The following is a 12,540-nucleotide window of genomic DNA, read 5'->3' as shown; positions in this document are numbered from 1 at the left end:
CACGATCCGGGCCCGCAGCGCCAACCCCGCGGCACTATTGCGGCGCCGCACCCAACCCTCTAACTCGGCGCGTTCATCCTCGGTCAACACGATCTTCGCGGCATGCGGGGACGGCATCACCTACTATAACAAGAACCCACGAATTAATGACTCAGGACACTAGGTCGTCATTCACGGTGTCGTCATCTCCTCACGTAGGTGTTCGGCCGCGTCTTCGCCGCGGACCCCGCTGATTCGGAGGTCGGCGTACGCGCGAGGCCACAGCACCGAGCGAAATCCGTCAGCGATCGTCTCGGTGAGTTTTGCGCCGGCCGGTGTGGGGAAGGGGCGTAGCACCAGGCGACCGCCGTCCATCTCTTGCAGGCCAGCCACCACCGCGGCTCGGCGAACATCACTCCATGTTTTGCCCGCCACGTAGATCTCCAAGGGAGCCACCTCTGTTTGCAGCGGCGCCAGCACGTTCGCCGAAAGCGCGCTTGTGGCAGCCCAATCGATGCCGGCAGCCTCCAAAAGCTGACCGGTCTGGGTCACCCCAGCGGCAGGATCGCGCCACAGCACACCGACACGGATGGAAATCGGAGACCGCAGCCGCTCGGCCGCCGTCGCGTAAGCGTCGAGGAACTCGTCACGATTGGCGACGCGTCGCGCGGCGCTGGGCCCCCGGGCAGCAGAGCTGACCAGATGCCCGTCCTTCTCGAGGAACTTCAGCGCCGTCACCGCGCTGCCCATCGATATCCCGGTGACGTCTATAACCGAGTTCGCGGTCGGGCTCGCCTGTCCCGAGAGGATGGCCTCGCAAACGGCGAGCGTGGCTGGCCTCCACCCGATGCCCGAGTCCAGGGGCACCGGCGGCTTGCCCTTTGTGTCGATGATGATCGTCGTCCCCGAGGCATCCCTGATGACGATGTCAGCTGCTCCGGATTCGTCAACCCAGCCAACGCCGGCTTTCTTGGCAACGGCGCGCGCTCCCGGTGACATCCGCGGGGCGACGATCACGTCCGGTCGGGGCTTATCGTGTAGGGCCGCTTCGACCTGCTGCGGCCAGCCGACCGTTAGCCAGCGGACCCGAAGATCCTTATTGCCTAACGTCACGATTAGATCGCGTTTCGGACCTTCGGCGCTGCGCGCGCGCAGCGCGGTATGAAGCACGGTTTCCAGCGCGCTGACCGCTCTCCCCTGGTACGCCATGACTATCACTATACCTCAATGAAAATCAGTACCTCACTGATGTAGTGATGTACATGGTGTCGTTGAGGTACGCCAAAGGTCAGGCCAATCTAAAGGCGTAAACACGTACGCCAACCATTAGCGAGGGGCGTCCGGGCTTAGTCGCGAAGCTGGTTCCAGGGGGCCGATATGGGGCCAGCGAACCAGACCGACTGATCCAACATGTCCGAATTCCGGTCGCGTGCCTGGCCTGACCGGCTGAAACACATTGGTGTAGGCCAGAACTCCGCCTGAAAAGCGGAAGGTCGGCGGTTCGATCCCGCCCCTGGCCACCGGGATGAACTTCACCGCCGGTGAGCGAGATGCCGGCGCGGCTACTTGAGCATGCTGCCGGCGTCGACGGTGACCGGAAGACCTGTGATGTAACGCGATTCGTCGGAGGCCAGGAACAGCACGGCGTTGCTGATGTCCACCGGCTCCACCCAGCCGACCGGCAGCACATGCATGAACTGCGCGGCGACCTTCAGGTCGTCCGGGCCGGGGTTCTTCAGGTCCGGCCGGAACAGCCTCATCGTCCCCTCGTTCATGAACATCGGTGTGTTCACGTTGGTGGGGTGCACGGAATTCGCCCGGATGGAGTGCTGGCCGAGCTCGACGGCGAACGTCCGCATCAACCCGACGACACCGTGTTTGGCCGCGATGTAATGGCCGGTGTGCGGGTAGGCCTTGAGTCCGCCGACCGAGCTGGTCAAGATGATCGATCCACCTTGCCCTTGCGAAATCAGATGCGGCACACCGGCTTTGACCGTCTTCCAGACACCGGAAAGGTTGACGTCGATCATGTCTCGCCAGTCGTCTTCGCTGGTTTTGTCCAGGGTCTGGCCGCCGTTGCCGATTCCGGCGTTGGCGCAGATGATGTCCAGCCGTCCGAGCTGTTCGACGCCGCTGTCCACCGCCGCTTTCAGCGCGTCGTAGTCACGGACGTCGACCTCGGCGGTCACGATGCGCCGATCGAGCCCCTTGATGAGGTCGGCCGTCTCGGCCAGGTCGTCCGGCGTCGAGGGCGGGATCTGGCTGTTGCTGCTGATCGGGGCGCAGATGTCGACGGCGATGATGTCGGCGCCCTCCTGCGCCAGCCGTACCGCGTGACTGCGACCCTGACCCCGCGCCGCCCCGGTGATGAACGCGACCTTGCCCTCGACTCTTCCGCCCATGATTGTCCTCACTGATTTCAGAGGCCGGGATGACGATGGCCCGGCGCGCACCTGTTGGTCGACGAGAAATTATTTGTCGATCGATCAGGAGGGTGGCACCGTTTGGCCACAGTGTCAACAGATGCCGGTGCTAGCCGCTGGTGGTCGACGCGGCCGCGGGTGCGGTGAGCCGACTCAGTTGGCGTTGCACGAATGCGCGCAATTCGTCGTGTCCCTGGGTGACGCCGACGGCCTTCTCGTTGCACAGGCTGCGCGCGGCCTGCGCGATCAGCATGGAGATCGCGACCGGGGGATACTCCTCGAGGTCGATGCCGTTGGCGCGCAGCACCATGGTCGCCGCCGCGGTCTCAATGTCGCGGACCCGCTCCGCGTAGCCCTTGAGTTCGGCGCCAATTGCCTTGCGGTGGTTGGCCAACGCCATGAACTCGGCATTCAGCGCGGTCAGCGCCGTGTCGCTGTTCATCAGCCACAGCGCTTGCAGCGGATCGTCCTCGGTCAGTAGCGCCCGCATCCGGGTCAGCGCGCTCTCGGCCCCCGCCCGCAGCACCTCCACGAAAAGGTCGTCCATGGTCGGGAAGTAGTAATAGACCAGCGCCTGCTTGACGCCCGCCTCGGCGGCCACCCGCCGCGACGTCGCCGCGGCATAGCCTTCTTCGCGCATCAGCCGGGCGGTGGCCTCGATCAATTTGGTGCGCGCTCCCGCGTCGGTATTCCGCCGGGAGCGCCGGGTGGCCGTGCCCGTTTTGCTTGACCGGCCTGCGCGGTCCGTGGTAGGCATACCGCATCCTAGCAATTTGGTCGATCGATCAGTATCGCAGGCGGTTCGGAGGGTGAAGGGGGTCAAGACATGCGCGTTCGGGTGGATCCGCGGCTGTGTGAGGCCCATGCCCTGTGCGTGGAGATCGCCCCGGAGGTTTTCCGGCTGGACGACGACACGGCGAGCTGCGCGGACGACCCGGCCGAATCGTTGCGCCACAGCGTGCAGGCGGCGGTGGCGGCTTGTCCACGCCAAGCCATCAGCGTGCTGACCGAACAACCGCCGTACGCGCCCGACGAAGGAAATTGAGCTCATGACCGATCTCGCCCAGGTCGACTACTTCACCGACGCCGACGTCGCCCAGGATCCCTATGACTACTGGGATTATCTGCGCGAGCAGGGGCCGGTGTTCCGTGAGCCGCATTACGGCGTGGTGGCCGTCACGGGCTACCAGGAAGTCCAGGCCGCGTTCAAAGACGTCGAATCCTTCTCCGCGGTCAACGCGATCGGCGGCCCGTTCCCGCCGCTGCCGTTCACCCCGGAAGGTGACGACATCAGCGAACTGATCGAGGCGCATCGCCACGAGTTCCCGATCTTCGAGCACATGGTGGTCATGGACCCACCCGAGCACGACAAGGCGCGGTCGCTGCTCGGTCGCCTGCTCACGCCGCGCCGACTGCAGGAAAACAAGGATTACATCTGGCAATTGGCCGACCGGCAGTTCGACGAGTTCATCGCCAACGGTCACTGCGAGTTCCTCAGCGAGTACGCCAAGCCGTTCGCGACACTGGCCATCGCCGACCTGCTGGGGGTGCCCGACGAGGACCGGCCACAGATCCGCCGCAATCTGGGCGCCGGTAACGCGCCGGGCGCCCGGGTGGGCGCGCTGGATCACGAACCGGTGGGCAGCAACCCGCTGCAGTACCTCGACGACCTGTTCAGCGGCTACATCGCCGACCGGCGCGAGCGTCCCCGCGACGACGTGCTGACCGGCCTGGCGACCGCCACCTATCCCGACGGCTCGACCCCGCCGCTGTTGGAGGTGGTCAGACCGGCCACCTTCTTGTTCGCCGCCGGGCAGGAGACGGTGACCAAGCTGCTCAGCGCCGCCGTGCAGGTGCTCGGCGACCAGCCAGAGCTGCAGGCGCGGCTACGCGCCGACCGCGGCCTGATCGGCCCGTTCATCGAAGAAGCGCTTCGCATGCAAAGCCCGACCAAGGTCGATTTCCGGCTGGCGCGCAAGACCACCACCCTGGGCGGGGTGCACATCCCGGCCGGCACGGTCATCATGCTGTGTCTCGGGGCGGCCAACCGCGACCCGCGAAAATTCGAGAACCCCAACGAGTTTCGTATCGACCGGAAGAATGTCCGCGAACACATCGCCTTCGGCCGCGGGATCCACACCTGCGCCGGCGCGCCGCTGGCCCGGGTCGAGGGCCAGATCACCATCAACCGGCTGCTGGACCGCACCAGCGAGCTCAGGATCAATGAGGCCAAGCACGGGCCGGCGTCCAGCCGCCAATACCGCTACGAGTCGACGTTCTTGCTGCGGGGGCTGACCGAGCTGCACATCGAGTTCACCCAGGTCGGCTGACGGCGCCTGCGAATTCGCCCGGTAGCTGAACCCGGTCTTCGCAAACCACGACAATTCCCTTGTAGCACAACGGGTTTGGAGACGATGCACGGTATCCGCCCCTTCGTGCGGGAGGGCGGGTAGGGTGGTGGCAACGGCGAGGAACGGATTACATGGCAATACAGAACTGGTGCGACGCGGTCGAGATTCACCCATCGCAGATACGGGTCGGCGACATCATCGGCACGCGGCGTCCCACCGAATTGCGGCTGACGGTCCGGATGATCAGCGGTCCGCAGAGCGGTCCCGGCCAGTGGACATTTTTCAGTCGAGACGACAACGGTCAGCAGCGAACCAGTACCTTCGGAGAAGGCGAATTGGTCCGCAGGTACGCCAAGGCGTCCTGACGCCCGGGCGCTTCAAGCCGATCAGCGCCGTTGATGTGTGGATCCGCCGGTGTCGGGCCGATCGGAAAACGTCGGGTACTCGACGGGTTTCGCGGAGGTTTCCCCCGAAGCGACATACTTCGGCTCCTCGGGGTGGGAAAACAGGTTCGACTGGTCCATGGTTGTCCTTCCGGATGAAGAGTTCGGCCGATACGCATCGCTGCTTGGCGTCGGACGACGATCGAATCGCACGGCGCTCTGATTCGTGGTTCGTCGGCGATTCGCGGTGACCGTAAGAATGCGGTTCCACTCCACTCTACAGGCAGCCCGAGCCGCGCCTGGCGCGTCGGGTGAGACGGAGCCCGGGCGAGGCCGCAGTCCAGGTGCACAGCGAATGAATCAGCAAGTGAGGCAACTGTTTTCAATATATGGTCGGTCTCATGCTACCCTGAACCCGCACGGATGTGATTGGTACATCCGCATTTGATGAGAGAAGTAAGTAAATGGCACAGGGAACTGTGAAATGGTTCAACGGTGAAAAGGGCTTCGGCTTCATCACCCCTGACGACGGCACGAAGGACCTCTTCGTCCACTACTCCGAGATCCAGGGAAGCGGCTATCGCTCGCTCGACGAGAACCAGCGTGTTCAGTTCGACGTTGAGCAGGGAGCCAAGGGACCCCAGGCGGTAGGAGTCAGCACCGTCTGAGAACGTCACAAACGTCACGGTGGGGCTGGTGCGATTGACTTCGCACCAGCCCCACTGGTTTTTCCGATCTCTGAACGGCCGGTGGCGACAACACCCGGCGGCTGACCCCGGCGCGGCCGACCAACCGGGATAATGACCGCATGCGTCTCGCGTGGGTGCTGCGACTGACGATTGCGGCGTTGTTGGTCGCGGCGGGCGGGACGCGCACCGCCGAGGCCAGCCCGGATGTCCCGCCGGTCGGTGACGCCGCGAAAGCGGCCGGCTTCGTGGATATCCGCAGCGTCATTCCCGATGCGGTGCTCGACCTGCGCTATGCGACGTCGAACAATTTCACCCATACGCAGCTTTATCCCTCCGACGCCAGATGCCTTGTGCACCAATCGATGGCTCCCGGCCTTGCCGCGGCCGCCGGTGCGCTGCGCCCACAGGGTCACCTGCTGGTGTTCTGGGACTGCTATCGCCCGCATGACGTCCAGGTAAAGATGTTCAGCCTGGTCCCCAACCCCGCCTGGGTCGCCCGCCCGGGCGCGTATGCCCGCAGCCACGAGTCGGGGCGTTCGGTGGACGTGACCTTCACGACGGCACAGCAGCCTTGCTCGTCCGGGTTGCACGCCGGCGGGCTGTGTCTGGCCGACATGGGCACTGACTTCGACGACTTCACCTCGAGGGCAACGGCTTTCAACACGCAGGGCATCAGTGCCGACGCGGTGGCGAACCGGGCCGCGCTGCGCAACGCCATGAATTACGGCGGATTGAAGGTGTACTCGGGGGAGTGGTGGCATTTCGACGGCCCGGGGGCCGGTGTGGACCAACCGATCCTCAACGTCCCCGTCGACTAGGTGTCTCATATTCCGAGACGGGAGTTTCATTATATGGCGCAACGTCGGTAGCCTGGCCGAACAAGGACGCGCGAGCCGAGGGGCCATAGTGAACGACCAACATCGAGCGACGTATACGCACGGGCACCACGAGTCGGTGCTGCGCAGTCACCGGCGGCGTGCCGCCGAGGACTCCGCGGGTTACCTGCTGGCGCACCTGACACCGGGCCTGTCGGTGCTCGACGTCGGTTGCGGTCCCGGCACCATCACCGCCGACCTGGCCGCGCGGGTCGCGCCCGGGCAGGTCACCGCCGTCGACCAGGCGGCGGACGTCCTGGAAGTGGCCCGCGCCGAAGCCGAGCAACGGAATCTGTCCAACGTCTCGTTCGGCACCGCCGACGTGCACCGTCTCGACTTCGCCGACGACACGTTCGATGTCGTCCACGCCCATCAGGTGCTCCAGCACCTGTCCGATCCGGTCGCCGCCCTGCGCGAGATGCGGCGCGTGTGCAGGCCGGGCGGCATCGTGGCGGTGCGCGACGCCGACTACGCGGGGTTCATCTGGTATCCCGAACTGCCGGCGCTCGACCTGTGGCGAGACCTCTACCGACGGGTCGCGCGCGCCAACCGCGGCGAACCGGACGCCGGCCGGCGGCTGCTGTCCTGGGCGCGGCAGGCGGGCTTCGACGACATCACGCCCACCGGCAGCCTGTGGTGCTATGCGACACCCGAGACGCGCGACTGGTGGGGCGGAATGTGGGCCGACCGCATCCTGCATTCCACCGTGGCCCGCGACTTGGTGAGCCTCGGGCTCGCCGCCCGCGAGCAGCTCGAGGAGATCTCCGCCGCCTGGCGAGAATGGGCCGCCGCCCCGGATGGCTGGATCGCCATCCCGCACGGCGAAATCATCTGCCGCGCATAGGCCTTCAGTCGAGGAACAGGTCCGGAATCGGTTGCTCGCCGCCGCCGTAGACAGACAGGTCGTCGACCCCGGCAGAGTGCAACACCTCGGCATCGATGTAGCAGTCGCCGGTGGCTTCCCGCGCGGGGCGGGAAACGATCTCGACGGCCGCGTCGGCCATGATCTCCGGGCTGCGCGACGACTCGGCCAGCTTGTCGCCGTCGGCCATGTTGGCCACCGCGGCCGTCGCGATATAGGTCTGGGGCCAAAGGCAATTCACGCCGATGCCGTCGTCGGCGAACTCGGCCGCCCAACCCAGCGACAACAGCGTCATCCCATACTTGGACAGCGTGTAGGCCGGGTGGGCGCCCAGCCAGCGAGGGTTCATGTTGATCGGCGGCGAAATGGTGAGCACATGCGGGTTGGCGGCGCGGCGCAGGTACGGCAGGCACGCCTTGGTGAGCAGGAAGGTGCCGCGGATGTTCACCTCCTGCATCAGGTCGAACTTCTTGGCCGACAGCTCCGCCGTCGGCTCCACCGCGATGGCGCTGGCGTTGTTCACGCACACGTCGACGCCGCCGAACCGCTGCACCGCGGCCTCGACCGCGCGCCGCACGTCCTCTTCGCGGCGCACGTCCCCGACCACCGCGAGCGCCTTCCCGCCGGCGGCCTCCACGTCGGCGGCGGCGGTGTGCACCGTCCCGGGCAGGCGTGGGTGCGGGGTGTCGGTCTTGGCCAGCAGCACCACGTTGGCGCCCCGCCGGGCGGCGGCGATACCGATGGCGAGGCCGATGCCGCGGCTGCCGCCGGAGATCACCACCGTGCGGTCGGTGAGCGAGTTGTCAGCCATCTGTCTCCTTTGACCTGGTCAAGCCACCCGCTTGACCAGGTCAAACGAGTGGTATTGGCATTCTCTTTTTTTGCAAGTACGTTATTCATCGATGGATAATACGGCCCACACTCCGTCTGGCATTCCGCTGCAGCCCGTCTACGGGCCGGCGGACCGAAGCGCTGAGCCCCCGCAACCGGGCGAGTTCCCCTTCACCAGGGGTAACTTCGCCTCCGGCTATCGCGGCAAGCTCTGGACCTTCCGCCAATATTCGGGATTCGGCACCGCCGAGGAGTCCAACCGCCGCTACCGCTACCTGCTCGAGCAGGGCGGGACCGGGCTGTCGGTGGCGCTGGACCTGCCGACCCAGTGCGGCTACGACTCCGACGATCCCGAGTTCGGCGAGGAGGTCGGCCGGGTCGGCGTCGCGGTGGACACCCTGGCCGACTTCGAGATCCTGTTCGACGGCATTCCGCTGGACAAGCTCAGCACCAGCATGACGATCAACGGAACGGCGGCGATCCTGCTGGCGTTCTACGTCGCCGCGGCGGAAAAGAAGGGCATACCGCGGGCCAAGCTCACCGGCACCATCCAGAACGACATCCTCAAGGAGTACGCCTCGCGCGGGACGTGGATCTGGCCGCCGGAGCCGTCGCTGCGGCTGATCGCCGACACCATCGAGTTCTGCGCGGCCGAGGTGCCCAAGTTCAACGCGATCTCGGTGGCCGGCGCGCATTTCCGCGATGCCGGCGCCAACGCGGTGCAGGAGATGGCGTTCACACTGGCCGATGGAGTGACCTACTGCGACACGGTGGTGGAGCGGGGCCGGATGACGATCGACCAGTTCGCCCCGCAGATCTCGTTCTTCTTCTACACCCACGGGGATTTCTTCGAGGAGATCGCCAAATACCGTGCGGGACGGCGGCGTTGGGCGACGATCGTGCGGGAGCGGTACGGTGCGACGACGGCCAAGGCATCGATGTTCCGGTTCGGCTGCGTCTGCGGCGGCGCCTCCCTGTATGCGCCGCAGGCCCACAACAACATCGTCCGGGTGGCCTACGAGGCGATGGCCGCGGTGCTCGGCGGCGTGCAGTCGATGTTCACCGCCGCTTGGGACGAGCCGTTCGCGCTGCCCACCGAGGAAACCACCACCCTGGCGCTGCGCACCCAGCAGATCCTGGCCTACGAAACCGGGGTGGCCAGTGTCGCCGACCCGCTGGGCGGCTCCTACTTCGTCGAGGCGCTCACCGACGAGACCGAGGCCCGCATCATCGAGATCATGGCCGACCTCGACCGCCACGGCGGCATGGTGTCCGCGATCGAGGACGGCTACCTGCAGGGGTTGATCGCCGACGAAGCGTTCCGGCTGCATCAAGACATCGAAGCCGGGACCCGTCCCGTCGTCGGCGTCAACCGGTTCGTGACCGAGGAGCCCGAACACGATGTGGTCACCTATGAGCTCGACGCCGAAGGGCGCGACCTGCAACTCAAACGGCTGTCGAAGGTGAAGGCCGAAAGGGATTCGGCCGCAGTGAAATCCAGTCTCGCGGCGCTGTCGCGTGCCGCCGAAGGAGACGACAACCTGATGCACAAGCTCATCGACTGCGCCAACGCGTACTGCACGGTCGGGGAGATGGTCTCCGCGCTCAAGGCGGTGTGGGGCGAATTCCAGCAACCGGTGGTGTTCTAGTGGCCGTCCGGATTCTGGTTGCCAAACCCGGGTTGGACGGACACGACCGGGGCGCCAAGATCGTGGCCCGCACCTTGCGGGACGCCGGATTCGAGGTCATCTACACCGGCATCCGGCAGCGCATCGAGGACATCGCCTCGATCGCCGTCCAGGAGGACGTGGCGGTGGTCGGCCTGAGCATCCTGTCCGGCGCCCACCTGGCGCTCACCGCGCGCACCGTCGAGGCGCTGCGCGCCTGCGACGCCGCGGACATCGCCGTCGTCGTCGGCGGAACCATCCCGCACGCCGACGTCCCCAAGCTGCTCGCGGCCGGTGCCGCGGCCGTATTCCCCACCGGCACACCGCTGGACAAACTGGTGCGTGAGATCCGCGCACTGACCGGCACCGGGGAGCCGGACGACAAGGAAGCGATCACGGAGGAACAGTGCGCGTCGGAGTGATGATCGGCGCCGAGCGCGGCGACATGGCCCGCAAGGTGGACAAGCTGGTCTCCGACATCGAATGGGCCGAGTCGGCGGGGCTGGACACGGCGTGGATGCCGCAGGTGCCCAACGACTTCGACTGCCTGACCATGGTGTCGCTGATGGCCGCGCACAGCTCCCGCATCGAGCTGGGCACCGCGGTGGTGCCGTTGCAGGCCCAGCATCCGATCGCCCTTGCTCGTCAAGCGCTTTCGACGCACGCGGTGGCCGGTGGCCGGCTGGCGCTGGGTGTCGGGCCGTCGCACCACTGGATCATCCGGGACATGCTCGGCCTGCCGTACCAGAAACCGGCCGCCTACACCCGCGACTACCTGCAGGTGCTCAACGCCGCCATCGCCGGGCCGGGACCGGTTGACGTCGAGAACGATTCGTTCACCGTCCACAATCCCATGGTGATCGGGGCCGACACCCCGATGCCGGTACTGGTGGCCGCGCTGGGGCCGGTGATGCTGCAGATCGCCGGTGAACTCGCCGACGGCACCGTGCTGTGGATGGCCGACGAGCGTGCCATCGGCGAGCACATCGCGCCGAAGATCACCAAGGCCGCCGCCGACGCCGGCCGCCCCGCGCCGCGGATCGTCGCCGGCATCCCGGTATGCCTATGTGCGCCAAGCCAGGTCGACGAGGCCAAGGAGCGGGCCAACCGCATCCTGGGCGAGGCCGAGGTGTCGCCCAACTACCAGCGGCTGCTCGAACGCGGCGATGCCCGCGACGTCGGCGACCTGTGCGCGGCCGGCGAACCCGAACAGATTCTGGCCCGGATGCGACGCTTCGCCGACGCCGGCGTCACGGATCTGTCGGTGCGGCTGCTGCCCATCGGCGACAACCGCGACGAGCTGGTGGCCTCCAAGCGCCGGACCCGCGAGATGATCGCCTCACTTGCCGCGGAGTTGCGTTGAGCGGCAACAACACCGGGCCGTTGGCGGGGATCCGTATCCTCGAGGTCGGCACCATGCTGGCGGGTCCGTACTCCACCATGCTGCTCGCCGATCTCGGCGCCGAGGTCACCAAGATCGAACCCCCCGGCGGCGAGATCTCCCGCAGCGTCGGCGCCACCTACTTCGCCAGCCTCAACCGCAACAAGTCCAGCATCTGCCTGGACCTCAATTCCGATGCGGGACAACGGCGGCTGGGTGAGCTCGCCGCCGAATCCCATGCGCTGCTGGTGAACCTGAAACCGTCCGCGATCCGCCGGCTCCGGCTCACCTACGACGACCTGCGGCGGCACAACGAGAAGATCGTCTGCGTCGCCATCACCGGTTTCGGGCTGTACGGCGGCGACGATCCGGCCTTCGACTACGTGGTGCAGGCGGGCGTGGGCACCGCCGCGCTGACCGGCGACCCGGATGGCCCGCCGACGCTGCCCGGCTATTCGTCGGCCGACAACTCCACCGGGATGTGCGCGGCACTGGGGTTGCTGGCCAAGATCATCTCGGGCACCGGCGGCCAGGTGGACGTGTCGCTGCGCGACGTCATGCTGTCGCAGCTGAACTACCACGCGTCGGCGTACCTCAACAGCGGCGTCGAGCCGCAGCGCCGCCCACACGGGGCGCACTCCTATTACGTTCCCGCGCAGCTGTTTCCGACCGCCGACGGATATCTGGCGCTGTTCATCACCCACGACGGCTTCTGGAAGTCGTTCGCGGCGGAGGCGGGTATCGGGGGGTTTGAAACCATGGCGGAGCGGGTGGCCCGCCGTGACGAGGTGCTGGCCGTCGTCACCGCGATGCTGTCCACCGACAGCGCCGCCGGGTGGGAACGGCGGCTGCGTCCGCTCGGGGTGCCGGCGGCGGCGGTCAGAACACTGCCCGAGGCGCTCGAGGCCACTCCCGAAGTCGTTGTGACCGCGGGGGAATTCCGTCTGGTCGGCAGCCCGATCCACGTGTCGGGATACCAGCCCGAGTACCGTCCGCCGCCCCAGCTGCCGGAGTCGTAGGACATCACGCCGCCGAGCGTGAAACTAGTTTCACGCTCGGCGCCCAGCGTGAAACTAAGTGCACGCTCGCGCGGCGGCTG

General features: G+C 66.6%; 14 protein-coding genes, 1 tRNA gene and 1 pseudogene. 11 read left to right on the top strand and 5 right to left on the bottom strand.

What is annotated here, in order from left to right:
* Nucleotides 1-117, bottom strand: a pseudogene (locus H7I87_RS04820) (IS630 family transposase); the annotation flags it as partial.
* Between the two features lie 54 nt (nt 118-171).
* Entirely contained in the window at nt 172-1,188 is a 1,017-nt protein-coding gene (locus H7I87_RS04815; protein ID WP_031344513.1) for a hypothetical protein, read from the bottom strand.
* A gap of 252 nt (nt 1,189-1,440) precedes the next feature.
* Here H7I87_RS04815 and H7I87_RS04810 point away from each other — a divergent pair.
* Nucleotides 1,441-1,499, top strand: a tRNA-OTHER gene (locus tag H7I87_RS04810).
* A 42-nt stretch (nt 1,500-1,541) separates the two neighbouring features.
* On the opposite strand, the gene H7I87_RS04805 is transcribed toward H7I87_RS04810, so the two are convergent.
* Nucleotides 1,542-2,381 (bottom strand): mycofactocin-coupled SDR family oxidoreductase, encoded by an 840-nt coding sequence (locus H7I87_RS04805; RefSeq protein WP_023861881.1) that lies wholly within the window; start codon nt 2,379-2,381, stop codon nt 1,542-1,544.
* A gap of 130 nt (nt 2,382-2,511) precedes the next feature.
* Entirely contained in the window at nt 2,512-3,066 is a 555-nt protein-coding gene (locus H7I87_RS04800) for a TetR/AcrR family transcriptional regulator (RefSeq protein ID WP_031344512.1), read from the bottom strand.
* Nucleotides 3,067-3,228: 162 nt separating this feature from the next.
* Between H7I87_RS04800 and H7I87_RS04795 the strand changes: the two genes are divergently transcribed.
* The 6 genes from H7I87_RS04795 to H7I87_RS04770 all read left to right on the top strand — a co-directional run bounded on the left by H7I87_RS04795 (nt 3,229) and on the right by H7I87_RS04770 (nt 7,544).
* Nucleotides 3,229-3,447 (top strand): ferredoxin, encoded by a 219-nt coding sequence (locus H7I87_RS04795; RefSeq protein WP_003873074.1) that lies wholly within the window; start codon nt 3,229-3,231, stop codon nt 3,445-3,447.
* Between the two features lie 4 nt (nt 3,448-3,451).
* Nucleotides 3,452-4,732, top strand: coding sequence for a cytochrome P450 (locus H7I87_RS04790; protein ID WP_019733076.1), 1,281 nt, complete (start codon nt 3,452-3,454; stop codon nt 4,730-4,732).
* A 152-nt stretch (nt 4,733-4,884) separates the two neighbouring features.
* Nucleotides 4,885-5,118: a hypothetical protein gene (locus H7I87_RS04785; RefSeq protein ID WP_009974975.1), complete on the top strand. Its 234-nt coding sequence runs from the start codon at nt 4,885-4,887 to the stop codon at nt 5,116-5,118.
* A 482-nt stretch (nt 5,119-5,600) separates the two neighbouring features.
* Entirely contained in the window at nt 5,601-5,804 is a 204-nt protein-coding gene (locus H7I87_RS04780; RefSeq protein ID WP_003873070.1) for a cold-shock protein, read from the top strand.
* Between the two features lie 140 nt (nt 5,805-5,944).
* Complete coding sequence (locus tag H7I87_RS04775; RefSeq protein ID WP_019733078.1) at nt 5,945-6,643, top strand: M15 family metallopeptidase; 699 nt, start codon at nt 5,945-5,947, stop codon at nt 6,641-6,643.
* Between the two features lie 88 nt (nt 6,644-6,731).
* Complete coding sequence (locus tag H7I87_RS04770) at nt 6,732-7,544, top strand: methyltransferase domain-containing protein (protein ID WP_019733079.1); 813 nt, start codon at nt 6,732-6,734, stop codon at nt 7,542-7,544.
* 4 nt (nt 7,545-7,548) lie between these two features.
* Here the strand turns inward: H7I87_RS04770 and H7I87_RS04765 are convergent, their stop codons facing one another.
* Nucleotides 7,549-8,373 carry an SDR family oxidoreductase gene (locus tag H7I87_RS04765; RefSeq protein WP_019733080.1) on the bottom strand — a complete coding sequence of 275 codons (825 nt, stop codon included), beginning with the start codon at nt 8,371-8,373 and terminating at the stop codon, nt 7,549-7,551.
* Nucleotides 8,374-8,464: 91 nt separating this feature from the next.
* On the opposite strand from H7I87_RS04765, the gene H7I87_RS04760 reads away from it, so the two are divergent.
* The 4 genes from H7I87_RS04760 to H7I87_RS04745 are packed head-to-tail and all read left to right on the top strand — an operon-like array spanning nt 8,465 to nt 12,460.
* Nucleotides 8,465-10,042 carry a methylmalonyl-CoA mutase family protein gene (locus H7I87_RS04760; protein ID WP_003873066.1) on the top strand — a complete coding sequence of 526 codons (1,578 nt, stop codon included), beginning with the start codon at nt 8,465-8,467 and terminating at the stop codon, nt 10,040-10,042.
* Nucleotides 10,042-10,482 carry a cobalamin B12-binding domain-containing protein gene (locus tag H7I87_RS04755; protein ID WP_009974980.1) on the top strand — a complete coding sequence of 147 codons (441 nt, stop codon included), beginning with the start codon at nt 10,042-10,044 and terminating at the stop codon, nt 10,480-10,482. The genes H7I87_RS04760 and H7I87_RS04755 overlap by 1 nt, the downstream gene beginning before the upstream one ends.
* Nucleotides 10,467-11,423 (top strand): LLM class F420-dependent oxidoreductase, encoded by a 957-nt coding sequence (locus H7I87_RS04750; RefSeq protein ID WP_019733081.1) that lies wholly within the window; start codon nt 10,467-10,469, stop codon nt 11,421-11,423. The genes H7I87_RS04755 and H7I87_RS04750 overlap by 16 nt, the downstream gene beginning before the upstream one ends.
* Nucleotides 11,420-12,460, top strand: a complete 1,041-nt coding sequence (locus H7I87_RS04745; RefSeq protein WP_019733082.1) for a CaiB/BaiF CoA transferase family protein — start codon at nt 11,420-11,422, stop codon at nt 12,458-12,460. The genes H7I87_RS04750 and H7I87_RS04745 overlap by 4 nt, the downstream gene beginning before the upstream one ends.
* Nucleotides 12,461-12,540 lie beyond the last annotated feature (80 nt).

Origin of the sequence: Mycobacterium timonense, assembly GCF_025821985.1 — a bacterium.
Taxonomy (GTDB): domain Bacteria; phylum Actinomycetota; class Actinomycetes; order Mycobacteriales; family Mycobacteriaceae; genus Mycobacterium; species Mycobacterium avium.
The sequence above is the reverse complement of the archived record's forward strand: the minus strand, read 5'-3'. Positions and strand labels throughout refer to the sequence as shown.

Bases quoted from the DNA above. Each gene is read 5' to 3' on its own strand.
- H7I87_RS04815 (WP_031344513.1), bottom strand. From the start codon at position 1,188: ATGGCGTACCAGGGGAGAGCGGTCAGCGCGCTGGAAACCGTGCTTCAT.
- H7I87_RS04805 (WP_023861881.1), bottom strand. From the start codon at position 2,381: ATGGGCGGAAGAGTCGAGGGCAAGGTCGCGTTCATCACCGGGGCGGCG.
- H7I87_RS04795 (WP_003873074.1), top strand. From the start codon at position 3,229: ATGCGCGTTCGGGTGGATCCGCGGCTGTGTGAGGCCCATGCCCTGTGC.
- H7I87_RS04790 (WP_019733076.1), top strand. From the start codon at position 3,452: ATGACCGATCTCGCCCAGGTCGACTACTTCACCGACGCCGACGTCGCC.
- H7I87_RS04785 (WP_009974975.1), top strand. From the start codon at position 4,885: ATGGCAATACAGAACTGGTGCGACGCGGTCGAGATTCACCCATCGCAG.
- H7I87_RS04780 (WP_003873070.1), top strand. From the start codon at position 5,601: ATGGCACAGGGAACTGTGAAATGGTTCAACGGTGAAAAGGGCTTCGGC.
- H7I87_RS04775 (WP_019733078.1), top strand. From the start codon at position 5,945: ATGCGTCTCGCGTGGGTGCTGCGACTGACGATTGCGGCGTTGTTGGTC.
- H7I87_RS04765 (WP_019733080.1), bottom strand. From the start codon at position 8,373: ATGGCTGACAACTCGCTCACCGACCGCACGGTGGTGATCTCCGGCGGC.
- H7I87_RS04760 (WP_003873066.1), top strand. From the start codon at position 8,465: ATGGATAATACGGCCCACACTCCGTCTGGCATTCCGCTGCAGCCCGTC.